The 22,176-nt window shown below is 58.8% G+C and carries 24 protein-coding genes; 18 read left to right on the top strand and 6 right to left on the bottom strand.

From position 1 onward, the window contains the following. Positions 1-12: 12 nt before the first annotated feature. Positions 13-957 carry a FecR domain-containing protein gene (locus tag BLU85_RS14740; protein ID WP_092200192.1) on the bottom strand — a complete coding sequence of 315 codons (945 nt, stop codon included), beginning with the start codon at positions 955-957 and terminating at the stop codon, positions 13-15. Next, a complete protein-coding gene (locus tag BLU85_RS14735) occupies positions 957-1,463 on the bottom strand; it encodes a sigma-70 family RNA polymerase sigma factor (protein WP_092200195.1) in 507 nt (168 codons plus the stop codon). The genes BLU85_RS14740 and BLU85_RS14735 overlap by 1 nt, the downstream gene beginning before the upstream one ends. Before the next feature lie 553 nt (positions 1,464-2,016). On the opposite strand from BLU85_RS14735, the gene mnmG reads away from it, so the two are divergent. The 18 genes from mnmG (at position 2,017) to BLU85_RS14645 (ending at position 19,853) form a co-directional block, all read left to right on the top strand. After that, entirely contained in the window at positions 2,017-3,915 is a 1,899-nt protein-coding gene (mnmG, locus tag BLU85_RS14730) for a tRNA uridine-5-carboxymethylaminomethyl(34) synthesis enzyme MnmG (protein WP_092200198.1), read from the top strand. Positions 3,916-3,920: 5 nt separating this feature from the next. Next, on the top strand, positions 3,921-4,556 hold the full coding sequence (gene rsmG, locus BLU85_RS14725) for a 16S rRNA (guanine(527)-N(7))-methyltransferase RsmG (RefSeq protein ID WP_170847586.1): 636 nt from the start codon (positions 3,921-3,923) through the stop codon (positions 4,554-4,556). Positions 4,557-4,574: 18 nt separating this feature from the next. After that, complete coding sequence (locus BLU85_RS14720) at positions 4,575-5,372, top strand: ParA family protein (RefSeq protein ID WP_003207100.1); 798 nt, start codon at positions 4,575-4,577, stop codon at positions 5,370-5,372. 9 nt (positions 5,373-5,381) lie between these two features. Further along, a complete protein-coding gene (locus tag BLU85_RS14715) occupies positions 5,382-6,254 on the top strand; it encodes a ParB/RepB/Spo0J family partition protein (RefSeq protein ID WP_003187197.1) in 873 nt (290 codons plus the stop codon). Between the two features lie 148 nt (positions 6,255-6,402). Then, positions 6,403-6,810: a F0F1 ATP synthase subunit I gene (locus BLU85_RS14710; RefSeq protein ID WP_053126821.1), complete on the top strand. Its 408-nt coding sequence runs from the start codon at positions 6,403-6,405 to the stop codon at positions 6,808-6,810. 16 nt (positions 6,811-6,826) lie between these two features. Continuing rightward, on the top strand, positions 6,827-7,696 hold the full coding sequence (atpB, locus tag BLU85_RS14705; RefSeq protein ID WP_058542464.1) for a F0F1 ATP synthase subunit A: 870 nt from the start codon (positions 6,827-6,829) through the stop codon (positions 7,694-7,696). A 131-nt stretch (positions 7,697-7,827) separates the two neighbouring features. After that, positions 7,828-8,085 (top strand): F0F1 ATP synthase subunit C, encoded by a 258-nt coding sequence (gene atpE / locus BLU85_RS14700; RefSeq protein ID WP_003097235.1) that lies wholly within the window; start codon positions 7,828-7,830, stop codon positions 8,083-8,085. A 58-nt stretch (positions 8,086-8,143) separates the two neighbouring features. Beyond that, positions 8,144-8,614 carry a F0F1 ATP synthase subunit B gene (locus BLU85_RS14695; protein WP_047230097.1) on the top strand — a complete coding sequence of 157 codons (471 nt, stop codon included), beginning with the start codon at positions 8,144-8,146 and terminating at the stop codon, positions 8,612-8,614. A 12-nt stretch (positions 8,615-8,626) separates the two neighbouring features. Next, positions 8,627-9,163 (top strand): F0F1 ATP synthase subunit delta, encoded by a 537-nt coding sequence (locus BLU85_RS14690; protein WP_060739913.1) that lies wholly within the window; start codon positions 8,627-8,629, stop codon positions 9,161-9,163. A gap of 21 nt (positions 9,164-9,184) precedes the next feature. Beyond that, on the top strand, positions 9,185-10,729 hold the full coding sequence (gene atpA, locus BLU85_RS14685; RefSeq protein WP_024777788.1) for a F0F1 ATP synthase subunit alpha: 1,545 nt from the start codon (positions 9,185-9,187) through the stop codon (positions 10,727-10,729). Positions 10,730-10,779: 50 nt separating this feature from the next. Further along, positions 10,780-11,640: a F0F1 ATP synthase subunit gamma gene (gene atpG, locus BLU85_RS14680; RefSeq protein WP_072343713.1), complete on the top strand. Its 861-nt coding sequence runs from the start codon at positions 10,780-10,782 to the stop codon at positions 11,638-11,640. A gap of 27 nt (positions 11,641-11,667) precedes the next feature. Continuing rightward, positions 11,668-13,044, top strand: a complete 1,377-nt coding sequence (atpD, locus tag BLU85_RS14675; RefSeq protein WP_003187186.1) for a F0F1 ATP synthase subunit beta — start codon at positions 11,668-11,670, stop codon at positions 13,042-13,044. Between the two features lie 45 nt (positions 13,045-13,089). After that, entirely contained in the window at positions 13,090-13,515 is a 426-nt protein-coding gene (locus BLU85_RS14670) for a F0F1 ATP synthase subunit epsilon (RefSeq protein ID WP_072407653.1), read from the top strand. A gap of 114 nt (positions 13,516-13,629) precedes the next feature. Continuing rightward, positions 13,630-14,997 (top strand): bifunctional UDP-N-acetylglucosamine diphosphorylase/glucosamine-1-phosphate N-acetyltransferase GlmU, encoded by a 1,368-nt coding sequence (glmU, locus tag BLU85_RS14665; protein WP_092200204.1) that lies wholly within the window; start codon positions 13,630-13,632, stop codon positions 14,995-14,997. A 207-nt stretch (positions 14,998-15,204) separates the two neighbouring features. Continuing rightward, positions 15,205-15,981, top strand: a complete 777-nt coding sequence (locus BLU85_RS14660; protein ID WP_060739917.1) for a DeoR/GlpR family DNA-binding transcription regulator — start codon at positions 15,205-15,207, stop codon at positions 15,979-15,981. A gap of 1 nt (position 15,982) precedes the next feature. Further along, the gene (glmS, locus tag BLU85_RS14655; protein ID WP_092200207.1) at positions 15,983-17,815 is read left to right on the top strand and encodes a glutamine--fructose-6-phosphate transaminase (isomerizing); all 1,833 of its coding nucleotides are present in this window, start codon (positions 15,983-15,985) and stop codon (positions 17,813-17,815) included. A 330-nt stretch (positions 17,816-18,145) separates the two neighbouring features. Continuing rightward, the gene (locus tag BLU85_RS14650; protein ID WP_092200210.1) at positions 18,146-18,604 is read left to right on the top strand and encodes a helix-turn-helix domain-containing protein; all 459 of its coding nucleotides are present in this window, start codon (positions 18,146-18,148) and stop codon (positions 18,602-18,604) included. Beyond that, entirely contained in the window at positions 18,597-19,853 is a 1,257-nt protein-coding gene (locus BLU85_RS14645; protein WP_092200213.1) for a type II toxin-antitoxin system HipA family toxin, read from the top strand. The genes BLU85_RS14650 and BLU85_RS14645 overlap by 8 nt, the downstream gene beginning before the upstream one ends. A gap of 398 nt (positions 19,854-20,251) precedes the next feature. Here BLU85_RS14645 and BLU85_RS14640 read toward each other — a convergent pair whose 3' ends face one another. From BLU85_RS14640 to BLU85_RS14630, 4 genes are read right to left on the bottom strand one after another with little or no spacing between them, the layout of a single operon-like run. Next, entirely contained in the window at positions 20,252-20,680 is a 429-nt protein-coding gene (locus BLU85_RS14640; RefSeq protein WP_170847581.1) for a periplasmic heavy metal sensor, read from the bottom strand. After that, positions 20,677-20,970 carry a hypothetical protein gene (locus BLU85_RS31160; RefSeq protein WP_170847582.1) on the bottom strand — a complete coding sequence of 98 codons (294 nt, stop codon included), beginning with the start codon at positions 20,968-20,970 and terminating at the stop codon, positions 20,677-20,679. The genes BLU85_RS14640 and BLU85_RS31160 overlap by 4 nt, the downstream gene beginning before the upstream one ends. Continuing rightward, on the bottom strand, positions 20,967-21,542 hold the full coding sequence (locus BLU85_RS14635; protein ID WP_092200218.1) for a sigma-70 family RNA polymerase sigma factor: 576 nt from the start codon (positions 21,540-21,542) through the stop codon (positions 20,967-20,969). Before BLU85_RS14635 ends, BLU85_RS31160 begins: the two co-directional genes overlap by 4 nt. A gap of 15 nt (positions 21,543-21,557) precedes the next feature. Then, positions 21,558-22,112 (bottom strand): hypothetical protein, encoded by a 555-nt coding sequence (locus BLU85_RS14630; RefSeq protein ID WP_092200221.1) that lies wholly within the window; start codon positions 22,110-22,112, stop codon positions 21,558-21,560. Positions 22,113-22,176 lie beyond the last annotated feature (64 nt).

Below are 22,176 nucleotides of genomic sequence, written 5' to 3'. Positions count from 1 at the left end.
TCCGGATTTTTCTCAATCCACCCGTGTGATCGATACCCAATACCGGGTGAAATACCGAACCTGAATGGGTAACGACGCCTGGAGGTTGGCCAACACGGCATCCGTGGAATCCAGGCGTAACGTACCGGACACGCGCAGATGCCGTGCCCGCTCCTGACATTGCAGAACACCGGGGCGATAACGCCCCAGCTCGTCAATGACGTCGCCCAGGGGCGTATCGAGGACGATGAGCTGGCCGTTCACCCACGCCGCCTGCGAGGACGGGTAGGCGTGGATGGCCCCCATGCCCTGACCGTTGAAATCAGCCTGCTCACCGGCTTTCAGGATACCGGCGCTGCCCAAGGCTCCACCTGGCGCCACGCTGACCCGATCCTCCAGCACGCCCACCCGGGTCACGTCGGACAGTTGGCGTACAGTGAATCGCGTGCCCAGCGCCTCGATGCGACCATCACCGGTTTCGACGAAAAAGGGCCGCGCGTCCTGGCGCTTGCCGGTCTGGACCAGGATTTCCCCGCTGAACAAGCGGATCAATCGTCGATGCGCATCGAACGAAACATCGATGGCTGTCTCTGTGTTGAGATGAACCCGGCTACCGTCCGCCAGATCGAGGGTGCGACGCTCACCCACTGCCGTTTTGTAATCGGCCCAGACCGAGGTCAACCGCGTGTGCTCCTGGAGATTCCACCCCACATAACCCGTGCCGGCCAGCAGCAACAGCAGCTTGAGCATTTGCCGTCGGTGTTGCCCGGTGCTCAATGCACGCCGTGAAAGGGCTTGAGGCAACGTACCGAGATGGCGTTGCAACTGTTCGATCTGCAGCCACGCGGCCTGGTGGGCAGGGTCGCTGTCGAGCCAATCCTGCCAAGCCAGGCGCTCGGCGTGCGTAGGGGATTGGTCCTGGAACTGCACGTACCAACTGGCAGCCGTTTCGAAGACTTTGCGATCCGGGGCCGGCATCAGCGTTCGGCCATGACCAGTGCGCATTCGGTGAGCGCGCGCACCATGTGCTTTTTCACAGTGGTCAGGGAAACCTTCAATTGCAGGGCGATCTGTTGATAAGTCAGCCCATCGATCTGCGACAGCATGAAAATTCTCTGGGTCCGTGCTCCCAATCCCGCCAAGGCTTTATCCACAGCGATCAGCGTCTCGATGATCAATGCCTTGTCTTCTTCACTGATCGCAGTGGCTTCGGGGCGCGCTGAAAGGGATTCCAGGTAGGCCGCTTCGATAGCCTGCCTTCTATAACGATCAATCACCAAGCCTCGCGCGACCGTGGCCAGGTAATCCCGCGGTTCGCGAATCTGCACGGCATTGCGTGCTCCGAGGATCCGCACAAAGGTGTCATGCGCAACATCAGCGGCATCGCAAGCGTTATGCAACTTGCCCTTGAGCCACCCGTACAGCCACGAGTGATGTTGCTCATAAATTTGCTCGATGGCAGCGGTATGGGAAGACAGAGGCATAGTGGGGGAGGCGTTAATGATAATAGCTATTATTAGCCTCTGTTACGTTTTCTCACAATAGGCCTTTCGCCTCGTCCAGGTTTTCAGCCGTAGCCGGGTGCAACGCTCTTCGCAAGGTGCTCGAAAAGCACGATTAAGCCCTGTGAATAACTGCCCCTGAGATCCGTTGATAACCCTCCTTGAAAACCGAGGATAATCCCCTCTGTGGATAACTGCCTCATTCATCCACAGGCTTACACCGGTTATCCAAGCCCCTCAATGCCACATGACCACAGGGTTTTGAATCCATGTACACAACGTAAATAAAGGCCTACAGGATGTTATCCACAGATAGGTAGGGCAGTAAGAATAAACATAAAAACAAAGGTTTTATAAATTTCTTTCTTTTTTATTTTTTTAACCGCGAGTTCTCCACAGCTGGTTAAATTTTGTGCAAAGGGTTCTTTAGAAAGGACGAAGTCCCTATACTTGCCGACCTGGCTCGAAAAACGCCCAGGGCCAGACTCAAAACCTATTTCCGAATTACCTGAATAAAGCAGGCACGAGGTGCGTGGTGGATTTCCCTTCCCGTTTTGAAGTGATCGTCATCGGCGGCGGTCATGCCGGTACCGAGGCAGCACTTGCATCAGCGCGCATGGGGGCAAAAACCCTGTTGCTGACGCATAACGTGGAAACCCTCGGCGCCATGAGCTGCAACCCTGCCATTGGTGGCATTGGCAAAAGCCACCTGGTCAAGGAGATCGATGCCCTTGGGGGCGCGATGGCCATGGCCACCGATAAGGGTGGCATCCAGTTTCGCGTATTGAACAGCCGCAAAGGCCCCGCCGTTCGCGCGACTCGCGCCCAGGCCGACCGCGTCCTGTACAAGGCCGCTGTCCGCGAAATCCTGGAAAACCAGCCGAACCTGTGGATATTTCAACAAGCGGCCGATGACCTGATCGTCGAGCAGGATCAGGTACGCGGTGTCGTGACGCAGATGGGCCTGCGTTTCTTCGCCGATTCCGTGGTGTTGACCACCGGGACCTTCCTCGGTGGACTTATCCACATTGGTTTGCAGAACTTTTCCGGCGGTCGCGCCGGTGATCCGCCGTCGATCGCCCTGGCCCAGCGCCTGCGTGAATTGCCGCTGCGTGTCGGTCGGCTGAAAACCGGTACGCCACCGCGTATCGACGGTCGGTCTGTGGATTTCTCGGTGATGAGCGAGCAGCCTGGCGATACGCCCATCCCGGTCATGTCGTTCATGGGCAACAAGGAACAGCATCCACGGCAAGTCAGTTGCTGGATCACCCACACCAATGCCCGCACCCATGAAATCATTGCGGCGAACCTCGATCGTTCGCCGATGTATTCCGCTGCCGGTGAAATCGAAGGCATCGGCCCGCGTTATTGCCCGTCGATCGAAGACAAGATCCATCGCTTTGCCGACAAGGAAAGCCACCAGGTCTTCATCGAGCCGGAAGGCCTGACCACACACGAGCTGTACCCGAACGGAATCTCCACCTCCCTGCCGTTCGATGTGCAGCTGCAGATCGTGCAATCGATTCGCGGCATGGAAAACGCCCATATCGTTCGCCCCGGCTACGCCATCGAATACGACTATTTCGACCCGCGTGACCTGAAGTACAGCCTGGAAACCAAAGTCATCGGCGGCCTGTTCTTCGCCGGGCAGATCAACGGCACCACCGGTTACGAAGAGGCCGGCGCCCAAGGGTTGTTGGCCGGTGCCAACGCGGCACTGCGTGCCCAGGGCAAAGACAGCTGGTGCCCGCGCCGCGATGAGGCATACATCGGTGTGCTGGTGGACGACCTGATTACCCTGGGTACCCAGGAACCGTATCGGATGTTCACGTCCCGCGCCGAATATCGCCTGATCCTGCGTGAAGACAACGCCGACCTGCGCCTGACCGAGAAAGGTCGCGAGCTGGGTCTGGTGGATGACGTGCGCTGGGCCGCTTTCTGCACGAAACGCGAGCGTATCGAGCTGGAAGAGCAACGCCTGAAAAGCACCTGGGTTCGTCCCGGTACCGAGCAGGGCGATGCCATCGCGGCGAAATTCGGTACGCCGCTGACCCACGAATACAACCTGCTCAACCTCTTGAGCCGTCCGGAAATAGATTACGCCGGGCTGGTGGAAGTGACCGGCCAGGGCGCGGAAGATCCGCAGGTGGCCGAACAGGTCGAGATCAAGACCAAGTACGCCGGTTACATCGACCGCCAGCAGGATGAAATCGCTCGCCTGCGCGCCAGCGAAGACACCAAGCTGCCTGTGGATATTGATTACACCGGCATTTCCGGCTTGTCGAAAGAAATCCAGAGCAAGCTCGGTGCGACCCGTCCAGAGACCCTGGGCCAGGCCTCACGCATTCCCGGCGTCACGCCGGCGGCGATTTCCCTGTTGATGATTCATTTGAAAAAACGCGGCGCGGGCCGCCAGTTGGAGCAAAGCGCTTGAGTTCGATGGTCACCTCGCAACACGCTGAAGAGTTATCCACAGGTGCCCGTGAACTCGGCGTCAGCCTGACCGAAGTCCAGCACGCGCAATTGCTGGGTTATCTGGCGCTGTTGATCAAATGGAACAAGGCCTACAACCTGACCGCCGTGCGCGATCCGGATGAAATGGTCTCGCGGCATCTGCTCGACAGCCTCAGCGTCATGTCCTTCATCGAAAACGGTCGTTGGCTGGACGTCGGCAGTGGCGGTGGCATGCCGGGAATCCCCCTGGCGATCCTGTTTCCCGACTCGCAAGTGACCTGCCTGGACAGCAACGGCAAGAAAACCCGCTTCCTGACCCAGGTCAAACTCGAACTCAAACTGGATAACCTGCAAGTTATCCACAGCCGCGTCGAAGCGTTCCAGCCTGCCGAGCCGTTCAACGGGATCATCTCCCGGGCGTTCAGCAGCATGGAGAACTTCAGCAACTGGACTCGCCACCTGGGCGACGCCGATACGCGCTGGCTGGCAATGAAGGGCGTTCATCCGGCCGATGAGCTGGTAGCATTGCCGGCAGACTTCCACCTCGATAGCGAACACGCCTTGGCCGTACCCGGTTGCCAAGGCCAACGCCATCTGCTGATACTGCGCCGCACGGCATGATTGGGAACACAAGCAAGAATGGCTAAGGTATTCGCGATAGCGAACCAGAAAGGTGGTGTGGGCAAGACCACCACCTGCATCAACCTCGCAGCATCCCTGGTCGCGACCAAGCGCCGGGTGCTGTTGATCGATCTCGATCCACAGGGCAACGCCACCATGGGCAGCGGTGTGGATAAGCATGGCCTGGAAAACTCCATCTACGATGTCCTGATCGGCGAATGCGATCTGGGCCAGGCCATGCACTTCTCCGAACATGGCGGTTATCAACTGCTGCCGGCCAACCGTGACCTGACGGCGGCCGAAGTGGTGCTGCTGGAAATGCAGATGAAGGAAAGCCGCCTGCGCAGCGCCTTGGCGCCGATCCGGGAAAACTACGATTACATCCTGATCGACTGCCCGCCGTCGCTGTCGATGCTGACCCTCAACGCCCTGGTGGCCGCCGATGGGGTCATTATCCCCATGCAGTGCGAGTACTTCGCCCTGGAAGGGTTGAGCGACCTTGTGGATAACATCAAGCGCATCGCCGAACTGTTGAACCCGGACCTGAAGGTCGAAGGCCTGTTGCGGACCATGTACGACCCGCGCCTGAGCCTGATGAACGATGTCTCGGCCCAGCTCAAGGAACATTTCGGCGAGCAGCTCTACGACACCGTCATTCCCCGTAACATCCGTCTGGCCGAAGCGCCGAGCTACGGCATGCCGGCCCTGGCCTACGACAAACAATCCCGTGGTGCGCTGGCTTACCTGGCCCTGGCGGGCGAGATGGTTCGTCGTCAGCGCCGCAACCCACGCACCGCTGCAGCCCAGCCAACTTAAGGAAACCCCATGGCCGTCAAGAAACGAGGTCTCGGACGTGGACTGGATGCACTGCTCAGCGGTCCGACTGTCAGCTCGCTGGAAGAACAGGCCGTACAGGCCGACCAGCGCGAGTTGCAGCACTTGCCCCTGGACCTGATCCAGCGCGGCAAATACCAGCCGCGCCGGGACATGGACCCGCAGGCGCTGGAAGAATTGGCCCAATCGATCAAGAGCCAGGGCGTGATGCAGCCGATCGTGGTCCGGCCGATCGCCAATGGACGCTTCGAGATCATCGCCGGTGAACGTCGCTGGCGCGCCAGCCAGCAGGCCGGCCAGGAAACCATCCCGGCGATGGTCCGCGATGTGCCGGATGAAACGGCCATCGCCATGGCGCTGATCGAGAACATCCAGCGTGAAGACCTCAACCCGATCGAGGAAGCGGTGGCCCTGCAGCGCTTGCAGCAGGAATTCCAGCTGACCCAGCAACAGGTCGCCGAGGCGGTGGGCAAGTCCCGCGTGACCGTGGCCAACCTGCTGCGCCTGATCGCGTTGCCGGAAGTCATCAAGACCATGCTGTCCCATGGCGACCTGGAAATGGGTCATGCCCGGGCATTGCTCGGTTTGCCGGAAAATCAACAGGTTGAAGGGGCGCGACACGTTGTCGCACGCGGCCTCACCGTGCGCCAAACCGAGGCACTGGTTCGCCAGTGGCTCAGTGGCAAACCGGCACCTGTCGAGGCACCCAAGACCGATCCGGATATCGCCCGCCTCGAACAACGCCTGGCCGAGCGCCTGGGCTCTGCGGTGCAGATTCGCCACGGAAAGAAGGGCAAGGGCCAATTGGTGATTGGTTATAACTCCCTCGATGAGTTGCAAGGTGTCCTTGCACACATTCGCTGAAACAATTGCTCTTGTAGCGCGCAGTCGGAAATCACTACCTGACAGTTGAATAGGGGCAGAACCGCCCCTATACTCTGCGCGCATTTTGTCGGCACAAATTATGCCAAGTTATTGAATTATGGCGGCCGACTATTGGAGAGCAAAAGCGATGGAAACCCGCACGCCAAACCGCTTGCCGTTCCATCGTCTGGCAGTTTTCCCGGTTCTGATGGCTCAATTCACCGTCGTACTGATCGCCACATTGGCGCTCTGGCAATGGAAAGGAGTCGTCGCCGGATACTCAGGCCTTTGCGGAGGCCTGATAGCCTTGCTTCCCAATATTTACTTCGCTCACAGGGCCTTTCGGTTTTCCGGCGCCCGAGCAGCCCAGGCTATCGTCCGGTCTTTTTATGCCGGCGAGGCGGGGAAACTGATTTTGACGGCAGTGCTGTTTGCACTGACGTTCGCAGGTGTGAAGCCATTGGCGCCGCTGGCTGTATTCGGCGTCTTCGTGCTGACCCAACTGGTCAGCTGGTTCGCTCCCCTGCTAATGAGAACAAGACTTTCGAGACCTTAGGGCGTTTGAGGCAACCATGGCAGAGACAACCGCTTCGGGCTATATCCAGCACCACTTGCAGAACCTGACCTTCGGTCAGCTACCCAACGGCGGCTGGGGTTTTGCCCACACCGCAGCAGAAGCCAAGGAAATGGGCTTCTGGGCTTTCCACGTCGATACCCTCGGCTGGTCGGTCGCACTGGGCCTGATTTTCGTTCTTCTTTTCCGCATGGCGGCCAAGAAGGCGACCTCCGGTCAGCCAGGTGCACTGCAGAACTTCGTTGAAGTACTGGTCGAATTCGTCGATGGCAGCGTGAAAGACAGCTTCCATGGCCGCAGCCCGGTGATCGCGCCGCTGGCACTGACCATCTTCGTCTGGGTGTTCCTGATGAACGCCGTCGACCTGGTACCGGTCGACTGGATTCCCCAACTGGCCATCCTGATCTCCGGTGATCAGCACATCCCGTTCCGCGCCGTGTCGACCACCGACCCGAACGCGACCCTGGGCATGGCGTTCTCGGTTTTCGCACTGATCATTTTCTATAGCATCAAGGTCAAGGGCATCGGCGGCTTCATCGGCGAACTGACCCTGCACCCGTTCGGCAGCAAGAACATCCTCGTTCAGGCCCTGCTGATTCCGGTGAACTTCCTGCTGGAATTCGTGACCCTGATCGCCAAACCGATTTCTCTGGCACTGCGTCTGTTCGGCAACATGTATGCCGGCGAACTGGTGTTCATCCTGATCGCTGTGATGTTCGGCAGCGGCCTGCTCTGGCTCAGCGGCCTGGGTGTAGTTCTGCAGTGGGCGTGGGCTGTGTTCCACATCCTGATCATCACCCTGCAGGCGTTCATCTTCATGATGCTGACCATCGTCTACCTGTCGATGGCGCACGAAGAAAACCATTAAGGCCAGTCTCGACTAGTCTGATGTCCTTCCCGGTCAAACGGGAAGGAGCCCGAACCGGGCTGAGAAACGATTTGTTTTACCGCTTTAATCTAAAAAACCTAAACCATACGACGTAAAAGTCGGGAGGAAAGATGGAAACTGTAGTTGGTCTAACCGCTATCGCTGTTGCACTGTTGATCGGCCTGGGCGCACTGGGTACCGCAATTGGTTTCGGCCTGTTGGGCGGCAAGTTCCTGGAAGGCGCAGCGCGTCAGCCAGAAATGGTTCCAATGCTGCAAGTCAAAATGTTCATCGTGGCCGGTCTGCTCGACGCCGTGACCATGATCGGTGTTGGTATCGCGCTGTTCTTCACCTTTGCGAACCCGTTCGTTGGTCAAATCGCTGGCTAATTACTCGGATGTCTCGAGTAGATTGGTGTGATGGACAACGTAACTGCGAGGTGTTGGCGTGAACATTAATGCGACCCTGATTGGCCAGTCCGTTGCGTTCCTGATTTTTGTACTGTTCTGCATGAAGTTCGTATGGCCTCCGGTCATTGCGGCATTGCACGAACGTCAAAAGAAGATCGCTGATGGTCTGGACGCTGCCAGCCGTGCAGCTCGCGACCTGGAGTTGGCCCATGAGAAAGTGGGTCAGCAACTGCGCGAAGCGAAAGCTCAGGCAGCTGAAATCATCGAGCAAGCCAAGAAACGCGGTACCCAGATTGTCGACGAAGCCCGTGAACAGGCTCGCGTCGAAGCTGACCGTGTGAAGGCTCAGGCTCAAGCCGAGATCGAACAGGAACTCAACAGTGTCAAAGACGCGCTGCGTGCCCAAGTGGGTGCTCTGGCCGTTGGCGGTGCTTCGAAGATCCTGGGTGCCACAATCGATCAAAACGCGCACGCAGAGCTGGTAAACAAACTGGCTGCTGAAATCTAAGCGAGGGCGATCATGGCAGAACTGACCACGTTGGCCCGACCTTACGCTAAGGCGGCCTTCGAGCACGCTCAGGCCCACCAGCAACTGGCCAATTGGTCAGCCATGCTCGGCCTGGCAGCAGCGGTGTCGCAAGACGGCACCATGCAGCGCGTGCTCAAGGCCCCGCGACTGACGAGCGCAGAAAAGGCCGCCACGTTCATTGACGTGTGCGGCGACAAGTTCGATGCCAAGGCACAGAATTTCATCCATGTCGTTGCCGAAAACGACCGTCTCCCGCTTCTGCCGGAGATCGCCGCTCTTTTCGACCTGTACAAGGCCGAGCAAGAGAAATCGGTAGACGTGGAAGTCACCAGTGCTTTTGCATTGAACCAAGAACAGCAAGACAAACTCGCCAAGGTTCTCAGTGCACGACTCAACCGGGAAGTGCGCCTGCAAGTCGAGGAAGACAAGTCCCTGATTGGGGGCGTTGTCATCCGCGCCGGCGACCTGGTTATCGATGGCTCGATTCGCGGCAAAATCGCGAAACTTGCCGAAGCATTGAAATCTTGAGTTTGAAGGGGCAGCAGAGCAATGCAGCAACTCAATCCTTCCGAAATAAGTGAAATTATCAAGGGCCGCATCGAAAAGCTCGATGTGACCTCCCAAGCCCGTAACGAAGGCACTGTCGTCAGCGTATCTGACGGCATCGTGCGGATTCACGGTCTGGCCGACGTCATGTACGGCGAGATGATCGAGTTTCCGGGCGGCGTCTACGGTATGGCCCTCAACCTGGAGCAAGACTCTGTAGGTGCCGTGGTACTGGGCGCATACACGACGCTGGCTGAAGGCATGAGCGCCAAGTGCACCGGCCGCATCCTCGAAGTTCCGGTAGGCAAGGAACTGCTGGGTCGCGTTGTCGACGCACTGGGTAACCCTGTTGACGGCAAAGGTCCGCTGAACAACACCGAGACCGACGCGGTCGAGAAAGTTGCTCCAGGCGTGATCTGGCGTAAGTCGGTAGACCAGCCTGTACAGACTGGCTACAAGGCTGTCGATGCCATGATCCCTGTCGGCCGTGGCCAGCGTGAGCTGATCATCGGCGACCGTCAGATCGGTAAGACCGCTCTGGCGATCGACGCGATCATCAACCAGAAAAACAGCGGCATCTTCTGCGTCTACGTGGCCATCGGTCAGAAGCAATCGACCATCGCCAACGTGGTTCGCAAGCTGGAAGAGAACGGTGCACTGGCTAACACCATCATCGTTGCCGCCAGTGCTTCCGAATCGGCCGCACTGCAGTTCCTGGCACCGTACTCCGGTTGCACCATGGGCGAATACTTCCGCGACCGCGGTGAAGACGCGCTGATCGTTTATGACGATCTGTCCAAGCAAGCAGTGGCCTACCGCCAGATTTCCCTGCTGCTGCGCCGTCCACCAGGCCGTGAAGCCTACCCAGGCGACGTGTTCTATCTCCACTCCCGTCTGCTGGAGCGCGCATCCCGCGTTTCGGAAGAGTACGTAGAGAAGTTCACCAACGGCGCAGTGACTGGCAAGACCGGTTCCCTGACCGCGCTGCCGATCATCGAAACCCAGGCTGGCGACGTTTCCGCGTTCGTTCCGACCAACGTGATTTCCATCACCGACGGTCAGATCTTCCTGGAATCGGCCATGTTCAACTCGGGCATCCGTCCTGCTGTGAACGCCGGTGTTTCGGTATCCCGTGTGGGTGGTGCCGCTCAGACCAAGATCATCAAGAAGCTGTCCGGTGGTATCCGTACCGCCCTGGCCCAGTACCGTGAACTGGCGGCATTCGCCCAGTTCGCTTCTGACCTGGACGAAGCGACCCGTAAGCAACTTGAGCATGGTCAGCGCGTTACCGAGCTGATGAAGCAGAAGCAATACGCACCAATGTCGATCGCTGACATGGCGCTGTCGCTGTATGCCGCTGAGCGTGGGTTCCTGACTGACATTGAAATCGCCAAGATCGGCAGCTTCGAACAAGCGCTGATCGCTTTCTTCAACCGCGATCACGCCGATTTGATGGCCAAGATCAACGTTAAAGGTGACTTCAATGACGAAATCGACGCTGGCCTCAAGGCCGGTATCGAGAAGTTCAAGGCCACCCAAACCTGGTAAGCCGCAGCGGGAGCCGCAAGGCTCCCGCTTGCTAACCTGATAGGTGTTACATGGCAGGCGCAAAAGAGATTCGCAGTAAGATTGCGAGCATCAAAAGCACGCAAAAGATTACCAGCGCCATGGAAAAAGTGGCGGTCAGCAAAATGCGCAAGGCACAAATGCGCATGGCTGCTAGCCGTCCTTATGCGGAGCGCATCCGCCAGGTGATTGGTCATCTGGCCAACGCCAACCCGGAATACCGCCACCCGTTCATGATCGAACGCGCCGTCAAGCGCGTCGGTTACGTTGTGGTGAGCAGTGACCGTGGTCTGTGCGGTGGCTTGAACACCAACCTGTTCAAGGCCCTGGTCAAGGACATGGCGGTAAACCGCGAACAAGGCGTCGAGATCGATCTGTGCGTGGTCGGTAGCAAGGGTGCGGCTTTCTTCCGCAACTTCGGCGGTAACGTCGTCGCTGCTATCAGCCACCTGGGTGAAGAACCGTCGATCAATGACCTGATCGGCAGCGTCAAGGTGATGCTGGATGCTTACCTGGAAGGCCGGATCGACCGCCTGTCCGTGGTATCCAACAAGTTCATCAACACCATGACGCAACAGCCGACCGTGGAGCAGTTGATTCCACTGGTGGCGACCCCGGAACAGGAACTCAAGCACCACTGGGACTATCTCTACGAACCGGATGCCAAGGAGCTGCTCGACGGCTTGATGGTCCGCTACGTGGAGTCGCAGGTCTACCAGGCGGTGGTCGAGAACAACGCAGCTGAACAAGCGGCGCGGATGATCGCGATGAAGAACGCTACCGACAACGCCGGTGATTTGATCAGCGATTTGCAGCTGATCTACAACAAGGCGCGTCAGGCTGCGATCACCCAAGAGATCTCGGAAATCGTCGGCGGCGCTGCCGCGGTTTAACGGTTCAAATATTCAGAGGATCCAGCTATGAGTAGCGGACGTATCGTTCAAATCATCGGCGCCGTTATCGACGTGGAATTCCCACGCGACAGCGTACCGAGCATCTACGACGCCTTGAAGGTTCAAGGCGCCGAAACCACCCTGGAAGTTCAGCAGCAGCTGGGCGACGGCGTGGTTCGTACCATTGCGATGGGCTCCACCGAGGGCTTGAAGCGCGGTCTGGACGTCAACAACACTGGCGCAGCCATCTCCGTACCGGTCGGTAAAGCGACCCTGGGCCGGATCATGGACGTACTGGGCAACCCGATCGACGAAGCTGGCCCGATCGACACCGAAGAACGCTGGGGCATTCACCGTCCTGCGCCAACCTTCGCTGAACAGGCTGGTGGCAACGAACTGCTGGAAACCGGCATCAAGGTTATCGACCTGGTTTGCCCGTTCGCCAAGGGCGGTAAAGTCGGTCTGTTCGGTGGTGCCGGTGTAGGCAAGACCGTAAACATGATGGAACTGATCCGTAACATCGCCATCGAGCACAGCGGTTATTCCGTGTTCGCCGGTGTGGGTGAGCGTACTCGTGAGGGTAACGACTTCTACCACGAGATGAAGGATTCCAACGTTCTGGACAAAGTGGCACTGGTCTACGGCCAGATGAACGAGCCGCCGGGAAACCGTCTGCGCGTAGCCCTGACCGGCCTGACCATGGCCGAGAAGTTCCGTGACGAAGGTAACGACGTTCTGCTGTTCGTCGACAACATCTACCGTTACACCCTGGCCGGTACCGAAGTATCCGCACTGCTGGGCCGTATGCCTTCGGCAGTAGGTTACCAGCCGACCCTGGCTGAAGAGATGGGCGTGCTGCAAGAGCGCATCACTTCCACCAAGCAAGGCTCGATCACCTCGATCCAAGCGGTATACGTACCAGCGGACGACTTGACCGACCCGTCGCCAGCGACCACCTTCGCCCACTTGGACGCCACCGTCGTTCTGTCCCGTGACATCGCTTCCCTGGGTATCTACCCAGCGGTAGATCCACTGGACTCGACTTCGCGCCAACTGGACCCGAACGTGATCGGCCAGGAGCACTACGACACCGCTCGCGGCGTCCAGTACGTGCTGCAGCGTTACAAGGAACTGAAGGACATCATCGCGATCCTGGGTATGGACGAGCTGTCGGAAGCCGACAAGCAGTTGGTAAACCGTGCTCGTAAGATCCAGCGCTTCTTGTCGCAGCCGTTCTTCGTGGCTGAAGTCTTCACCGGTGCCTCGGGTAAATACGTTTCCCTGAAAGACACCATTGCTGGCTTCAAAGGCATCCTCAACGGTGACTACGACCACCTGCCAGAACAAGCGTTCTACATGGTCGGCGGCATCGAAGAAGCGATCGAGAAAGCCAAGAAACTGTAATCCCGGCGCCCGGCAACGGGCGCTAATTTAGGTTGAGGCAATCAGATGGCTATGACAGTCCATTGCGATATCGTCAGTGCGGAAGGGGAAATCTTCTCCGGTCTGGTCGAGTTTGTGGTTGCGCACGGTGAGCTGGGTGATCTTGGTATCGCCCTGGGTCACGCACCGCTGATCACCAGCTTGAAGCCAGGTCCGATTACTCTGACCAAGCAGGGCGGGGAAAGGGAGGTGTTCTACATCTCCGGTGGTTTCCTCGAGGTTCAGCCGAACATGGTCAAGGTCCTTGCCGACACTGTGCAACGTGCTGCCGACCTGGACGAAGCCTCCGCTCAGGAAGCCGTCAAGGCTGCCGAGAAGGCTCTGAACGAAAAAGGCGCAGACTTCGACTACGGTTCTGCTGCCGCACGTCTGGCCGAGGCCGCAGCCCAGCTGCGTACCGTCCAGCAGATCCGCAAGAAGTTCGGCGGCTAAGCCGTCTGCTTTCTGTGCGATTGATTAAAAAGGGTAGCCTCGGCTACCCTTTTTTCTTTTCCCCTATTCATTACCTGGTCGCAGCCGCTGACCACCCAGGATTGGTAGCCAGTCATGTCTCTTGAAATCGTTATCCTCGCGGCCGGCCAAGGCACCCGCATGCGTTCGGCGTTGCCCAAGGTCTTGCACCCGGTCGCCGGCAATTCCATGCTCGGTCATGTTATCCACAGCGCGCGGCAACTTGATCCACAGCGCATTCACGTGGTCATCGGCCACGGTGCCGATGCGGTACGCGAACGCCTGGCGGCGGATGACCTGAATTTCGTGCTGCAGGACAAACAACTGGGTACGGGTCATGCCGTGGCCCAGGCCGTGCCGTTCATCACGGCCAATACGGTGCTGATTCTCTACGGCGATGTGCCGCTGATCGAAGTCGAGACCTTGCAGCGCCTGCTCACGCACGTCGCCCCACAGCAACTGGGCCTGCTGACCGTCGAGCTGGATGACCCCACCGGTTACGGCCGCATTGTGCGCAACGCCGACGGCCAGGTGACGGCGATTGTCGAGCAAAAGGACGCCAGCGAGGCACAGCGCGCGATCACCGAGGGCAACACCGGGATCCTGGCTGTGCCGGCCGAGCGTCTGGGCGACTGGATGAGTCGTCTGTCGAACAACAATGCCCAGGGCGAGTACTACCTGACCGATGTGATTGCCATGGCGGTCGCTGACGGGCTGGTGGTGGCTACCGAGCAACCGCTGGACGCCATGGAAGTGCAGGGCGCCAACGATCGTCGGCAACTGGCCGAGCTGGAGCGCCACTATCAATTGCGCGCCGCCCGCCGCCTGATGGCCCAGGGCGTGACCTTGCGCGATCCGTCCCGTTTCGATGTGCGCGGTGAAGTCAGCGTGGGTCGCGACGTGGTCATCGATATCAACGTCATCCTCGAAGGCAAGGTCGTCATCGAAGACGACGTGATCATCGGCCCGAACTGCGTGATCAAGGACAGCACCCTGCGCAAAGGCGTGGTGATCAAGGCCAACAGCCATCTCGAGGGCGCGGTCATGGGCGAAGGCAGCGACGCCGGCCCGTTCGCGCGGTTGCGCCCAGGCTCCGTGCTGGAAGCCCGTGCCCATGTGGGTAACTTCGTCGAACTCAAGAACGCTCATTTGGGCGAAGACGCCAAGGCTGGCCACCTGACCTACCTGGGTGACGCTGAAGTCGGCGCCCGCACCAACATTGGCGCCGGCACCATCACCTGCAACTACGATGGCGCCAACAAGTGGAAAACCGTAATGGGTGACGATGTCTTCATCGGCTCCAACAACTCCTTGGTGGCGCCTGTGGATATCTCCAGCGGTGCGACCACGGCGGCCGGTTCGACCCTGACCCAGAATGTGGATAACGGCCAATTGGCGGTGGCGCGCGCGCGCCAACGCAACATCGACGGTTGGAAGCGGCCGGAAAAAATCAAGAAACCCTAAAGTTATCCACAACCCCTGTGGGAGCGGGCTAGCTCGCGATAGCGGTGTATCAGGTAAAGCTGTATTGCCCGGTCTGACCCCTTCGCGAGCAAGCTCGCTCCCACAGTGATGAGAGGATTTCTGAATTTTTCTCCAGGCGCCTTGACGATGCCGCTGCAATAGGTTTTGATTGCTTACGTTATCTTTCGAATCGAAACTTAAGCCGCCATGTCGAAACGCAATACGCCACAGCGCCGCCACAACATCCTTGCTTTGCTCCAAGAGCAGGGCGAGGTCAGTGTGGATGAGCTGGCCAAGCGCTTCGAAACCTCTGAGGTTACGATTCGCAAGGATCTCGCCGCCCTGGAAACCAATGGCCTGCTACTGCGTCGCTACGGTGGCGCGGTGCCGATGCCGCAGGAGTTGGTGGCCGATAACGGACAAACCGTCTCCAAGTACAAACTCGCCATTGCCCGGGCCGCCGTGAAGCGGATCCGCGAACACGCGCGCATCATCATCGACAGCGGCAGCACCACCGCCGCCATGATCCCTCAACTCGGCCAACAGCCAGGCCTGGTGGTGATGACCAATTCCCTGCATGTCGCCAACGCCTTGAGCGAACTGGAGCACGAGCCGGTGCTGTTGATGACCGGCGGCACCTGGGACCCTCACTCCGAGTCGTTCCAGGGCCAGGTGGCCGAGCAGGTTCTGCGTTCGTACGACTTCGACCAGTTGTTCATCGGCGCCGACGGCATCGATCTGGTTCGAGGTACCACCACCTTCAACGAACTGCTGGGCTTGAGCCGCGTGATGGCTGAGGTTGCCCGGGAAGTGATCGTGATGGTGGAGGCCGACAAGATCGGCCGCAAGATCCCCAACCTGGAGCTGCCGTGGAGCAGCGTCCATACCCTCATTACCGATGATCGCCTGCCCGTAGAGGCCCGCGATCAGATTCAGGCCCGCGGCATCACCGTGATCTGCGCGCCTGTCAGCCAGGAGAAATAGCATGTGTGGAATTGTCGGCGCCGTTGCTGAACGCAACATCACAGCAATCTTGCTCGAAGGCCTCAAGCGCCTGGAATACCGCGGCTACGACAGCGCCGGTGTGGCGGTGTTCACCAACGACGAGAAGCTCGAGCGCATGCGTCGTCCGGGCAAGGTCAGCGAGCTGGAACAGGCGCTGGACGCCGAACCGCTGCTCGGTCGCCTGGGTATCGCCCACACCCGTTGGGCCACTCATGGCGCGCCGTGCGAGCGTAACGCCCACCCGCATTTCTCCGGCGATCTGGCGGTGGTGCACAACGGCATCATCGAAAACCACGAAGCCCTGCGTGAACAGCTCAAGGCGCTCGGTTATGTGTTCACTTCCGACACTGACACTGAAGTCATCGCCCATCTGCTCAACCACAAGCTCAAGGACCTGGTGGACCTGACCGTGGCCCTCAAGGCCACCGTCAAGGAACTGCACGGTGCTTATGGCCTGGCGGTCATCAGCGCGAAACAACCTGATCGCCTGGTCGCGGCCCGCAGCGGCAGTCCATTGGTGATCGGCCTGGGCCTGGGGGAAAACTTCCTGGCTTCCGATCAGTTGGCGCTGCGTCAGGTCACCGACCGCTTCATGTACCTGGAAGAAGGCGATATCGCCGAGATTCGCCGCGATAGCGTGCAAATCTGGAACATCGACGGCAAAGCCGTGGAGCGCGAGACCGTTCAGTACCGCGACGGTGCCGAAGCCGCCGACAAGGGCGAGTTCCGCCACTTCATGCTCAAGGAAATCCACGAACAACCGGCCGTGGTGCAGCGCACCCTGGAAGGCCGCATGAGCCAGAGCCAGGTGCTGGTCCAGGCGTTCGGTCCACAGGCGGCCGAACTGTTCGCCAAGGTGCGTAACGTGCAAATCGTCGCCTGTGGCACCAGCTATCACGCCGGGATGGTCGCCCGTTACTGGCTCGAAGAACTGGCCGGTATTCCGTGCCAGGTCGAAGTGGCCAGTGAGTTCCGTTACCGCAAGGTCGTGGTGCAGCCGGACACCTTGTTCGTCACCATTTCCCAGTCCGGGGAAACCGCCGACACCCTGGCGGCCCTGCGCAACGCCAAGGAACTGGGTTTCCTCGCCAGCCTGGCGATCTGCAACGTCGGCATCAGCTCGCTGGTGCGCGAGTCCGACCTGACCCTGTTGACCCAGGCCGGCCGTGAGATCGGCGTGGCATCGACCAAGGCATTCACCACGCAACTGGTGGGCCTGCTGCTGCTGACCCTGTCCCTGGGCCAGGTCCGCGGCACGCTGGGCGAGGGCGTCGAGGCCAAACTGGTGGAAGAACTGCGCCGCCTACCGGCCCGCCTGGGCGAAGCCCTGGCCATGGACAGCACCGTGGAAAAAATCGCCGAGCTGTTCGCCGAGAAAAACCACACCCTGTTCCTCGGGCGCGGCGCGCAATTCCCGGTGGCGATGGAAGGGGCCTTGAAGCTCAAGGAGATCTCCTACATCCACGCCGAGGCCTACCCGGCCGGTGAACTCAAGCACGGTCCGCTGGCGCTTGTGGATAACGACATGCCGGTGGTCACCGTGGCGCCGAACAACGAGCTGCTGGAAAAGCTCAAGTCCAACCTGCAGGAAGTGCGCGCCCGTGGCGGCCAGTTGATTGTCTTTGCAGACGAACAAGCCGGCATGACCAACGGTGAAGGTACCCACGTGGTGCACATGCCGCACATCCACGACATCCTGTCGCCGATCCTCTATACCATCCCGTTGCAACTGCTGTCGTACTACGTCGCGGTGCTCAAGGGGACTGATGTGGACCAGCCGCGTAACTTGGCGAAGTCTGTGACGGTGGAGTGAGTCGTCTCCAAGAGCCAGGCTTCTTGGTGATCCTAGGTAATGAATCTGGTCGGGTTTAGCACTGCTAAACCCGTCATTCGTCCAGCCGCATCGGTCCCTACACATGGCTGACACCTTGATGGTCTCAACCCTTCACTGAACAGCTGAAGAGAAAACCGACCTGACATCTGCGCTGATCCTTTGAGAGACCAAAATTTGGCTTGAAGGTATTTTTTGATTTTCTTTGACGATTTGAAAAAATACTTTCACATTTTCTCGTTAGGGGCAGATACCAACCCTCTATGTGCTAGTATTTTTTCAAATCCTCAAAGAAATTGAAAAAATACTGCCATGCCGAAAAAAACAGCACCTCTTATGCCATCCGCTGAGCGGCTCCTGCGCCAGCTTGGCGAACGGATCGAGCTGGCTCGTAAGCGCCGCAAGATCACTGCGGCGCAAATGGCTGCGCGGGCGGGCATGAGCGCTCCCACGTTGAGGGCGCTGGAAAGTGGCAGTCCTGCTGTGACCATCGGGGCCTACGTTTCGGTATTGGTAGCCTTGGGGTTGGAGAAGGACCTTGAATTGCTCGCTCGTACGGATGAACTAGGCCGTGATCTGCAAGATGCTGAATTGAAAGGGCGTTCTGCAGTCGAGCACATCAAGCCAAAAGTACGGCTGCCCCAGTTTCATTGGGACAATCTGGTCAGCGTCTCGGCAAAAGAAAACAGTTCTACCTCACCAGCCGCTGACACTCGAAGCCAGACAAGCTCTGAACTGGCTAAGAAGCTTTTAGGGGACGACGATGCCTGAAAGGATTTTCGTCTACGCAGACTGGGCTGAAACAGCACCCGTACTGCTTGGAACCCTTCATTCCCGCAGATTGGCAGGCTCCGAGCGTATGGAGTTCGAGTACGCGCGGGCTGTTCTTCAAACCCTTCACACTCAGATTGCGATCGACCCTCGGATTCAGCCTTATGAAGGGCGGCAATATCCAACGAGAAATTGCTTTGGGTGCGTATCGGACTCCTCGCCTGATCGATGGGGGCGACTGCTGATGGATCGTCGCTTGGAGCGGGATAAAAGAGCAGGAGTCGTACCGCAGGACGCACGGCTGTTTGACTCGGACTATCTCATCGGGGTTCACGACGCCTACCGGGTAGGGGGACTGCGTTTCAAAATCGAGGAAGAAGGAGCGTTCCTTGACGACCATGTGGAGCATGCCGCTCCCCCGATGGCCCGCATGCGTGAGCTTGAAGAGGCTTCGCGTCGATTTGAAGCTGGAGAGGATCGGGGGGCTCAGGGTCAGGACTGGATTCGAATGCTCATTGCTCCAGGTGGCTCGCTGGGTGGAGCGAGGCCCAAGGCAAGTGTGGTAGATGACGATCACGCGCTCTGGATAGGAAAATTTCCCAGTAATAGAGACACCCACGACGTGGGCGGCTGGGAGATGGTCGTCAACACATTGGCCCAAGGCTGTGGGCTCTATGTGGCTGAAGGAAAAGCGCAACGGTACGCGAGTGAGTACCACTGTTTCATGGTTAAGCGCTTTGACAGAACAGCAAAGGGTGGTCGGCTGCACTTTGCTTCAGCGATGACCCTGACGGACCATCAGGATGGTGATGGGCATGAGACAGGGGCCAGTTACCTGGAGATTGCAGAGGTATTGGTCAGGGAGGGGGCCGCTGCCGACGTGGATCTTCCCGAGCTTTGGCGAAGAATTGTCTTTAACATGCTGGTTTCGAACACTGACGATCATCTACGAAACCATGGCTTCCTACTGGAGCCTGGGCGCGGCTGGCGTCTTTCGCCTGCGTATGACATGAACCCTGTCCCTGGTGACACTGGCTTGAGGCTCAACGTTTCAGAGGCCGATAACGCCATAGACCTTGATCTGGCAATGAGCGTGGCCGGTTATTTCCGCGTCTCCGCTGACGATGCCAGACAAACCATCGAGAGGTTCCAGGGCGTCGTCAGCAAATGGCCCAGGGTCGCGCGCTATCTGGGCATCCCAAGCAATGAGCAGCAGCGGATGGCGCCAGCATTTGCGCTTGCTGGCTGAAAAAGGCGCTAGGTTCTGTACGAAATTGATCTGGAAACCTGGATGATCGATTCCACGGCGGTACGCGCAACCCGGGCCTCTTCTGGTGCTGTGACAATGTTTATTTATCCTGCACACTCTGGGTGTCGATTTGGAATAAAGTTTGTCCGTGGTCTGACGTCCAGGGCTGGACGTCAAGCCCTTCAGGACACGGCATCCCCTGAGGGCAGGATCTGTTCACCTGTATCCAATCAGAACACGTTTATAAAGTAATCCACTCATCGAGGTCGCCGTCCAGTACGCTCGAGCGGTTGGTAGCGTGGCGCACCTGGATTCATCTGCTCGCTGCGCTTGGCAAACTTCAATCGTTTGAGCTGTGCAATCTTGTGAGTCAGTTTCTCGATGACCGCAGCACATTCCTACGGTCCTTCACGCATAAATTGCCGTCTCTGTTCGGGCGGCAATGTTTCCGCTATGTCCAACAACATCACCTGGGCTGCCGTTTGCAGTTGCACGGTGGCTTCGCGTTGTTTGGCGAAGCTGGTTTGTACCTGTTGCCTATCAATGGTGTCGGCGCTCAGTTGGTCAAGTATGACTTGTCGATTGCTGCGTGCTTGCGCCGCCAGCTTGCGCAAGCCGGGCGCGTGTTGGCTGATAACGGCGCGAACGTCCTGACGTTGCTCGTCGGGTAAACGCAGCACCTTGCCAATCAGTTCCCTCACCGGCTGGTTCTGCCCCAGTTCGAGGAAGGGCACTGCGTTAGGGCGGCTTAGCAGCCAGCCGCCGAGAAAGGCGTTAACGCCGAGGGAAAGCAGCAGGGCGCCGCTCAGTAGCCAGGTTTTGTTCATCGCTCGTCTGTCCATAACAGGCCGCCCATGACGTGGGCAGCGATTTGCATATCGTCGTCGGTCGCAGGCGTCGCCCAGTGGCCAGCCAACACGCCCAGCGCTGCGCACAAGGCCAGGCCGGCGACTTTCACTGGCCACCCATAGCGCCATCGGTGCACGGCGCGATACCACGGCTGGCGTTGCGGCTGAGCTGTGGCGGCTTGCACGATGCGCGCGGCTAAACCATGGGGCGGGCGTGGGAGGGGTTGATTGGCCAGTTGCTGGCGCAGCTCGTCGTCGGCGTCGTTCATCGCTGTTTATCCTCGTGGCACGGGCTCAAGCCTTTGGGCAGCCAGCGCCGCAGTTGTTGGCGGGCACGCCCGAGCAGGCCCTCCAGCGCTTTAGGGTGCAGGCCCATTAATGCAGCGGCTTGTGTGTTGCTGTGTTCGTCGAAGTAGCAGAGCAGTACCGCCATGCGTTGTTTTTCCGGCAGGCGTTGCACGACTTGTTGAATCTTCGCGGCTTCACGGGCGCGCTCGACAGTAGCGGCGGTGTCGGTCTTGGGGTCGAGCAACTCGTGCAGCAGGCTGTCGATATCCTGCTCAGCGCGATGTTTATGTCGACGCAGATTGTCCAGGCAAAGGTTGACCACAATACGCTGCAACCATGTAGAGAACTGCGCCCGGCCGGGTTGCCAAATGGCGGCATGGGTCCATACCCGCGTGAACGCCTCCTGGGCAATGTCTTCGGCGTCGGTCTGCTGGGCAAAAAAACGCCGGGCAATGGCGTAGGCGCGCGGCAGGTGACGCGTCACCAACGTGGCAAATGCATGCTGGTCGCCTCTGGCAATGGCGATCATTAGCTGCTCGTCGGTGGGCGTCATGGCGTGGGCAGCGCCTTAAGGTGTGGGGGTGACGGTGATGCTGCCCGAGCGGGTATTGCCTTGGCTACCGGTTACACTGCGGTTAAGCGTGTTACTGACTTGATCGTAGCTGTAACTGGCGTCACGACTGAGGTTTTTACCTGCGGCTGTGGTCACCTCAGTTTGCCGGTTCGCCGTGCCATCGGTGCGACTGGTCTGCTGATTGAAGGTTCCCGTATTGCCGTTGGCGCCGGTATAGGTGCCGCTATTCTGGCCATCGGTTCGAGTGCCTTGCACGGTGCGCGTATCACCGTTGGCAGCGGTGGTGGAACGGTTGAACTGGCCGCTGACCGGGTCGTATTGACGGATGCTGGAGCGGGTAACGGTTTTGCCATCGGCGCCGGTAACCGTTTGCTGGCGATTTAACCCGGCACCACGCTGACCGCTGACAGTGGTTTGATAAGTACCGCTGTGGCCACGGCTGGTGGAAAAACCACCGCTGCGCTGGCGTTCAGCGGCTTCGCTGGCGGCGGTGTACAGCAAGATAAGACACAGTAGAGCGGGTACGGTGGTGAACAATGGACGGCGCATGGAAAACCTCGAGGTGCTGGGAAGGATCGAGGCTTAAACGCCGAACTGATCAAATCCCCTGCGT

The organism is Pseudomonas sp. NFACC14 (assembly GCF_900106885.1).
Lineage (GTDB): Bacteria > Pseudomonadota > Gammaproteobacteria > Pseudomonadales > Pseudomonadaceae > Aquipseudomonas > Aquipseudomonas fluorescens_AA.
Note: the sequence above shows the minus strand (reverse complement) of the source record. Positions and strands in the feature narration are given on the sequence as shown.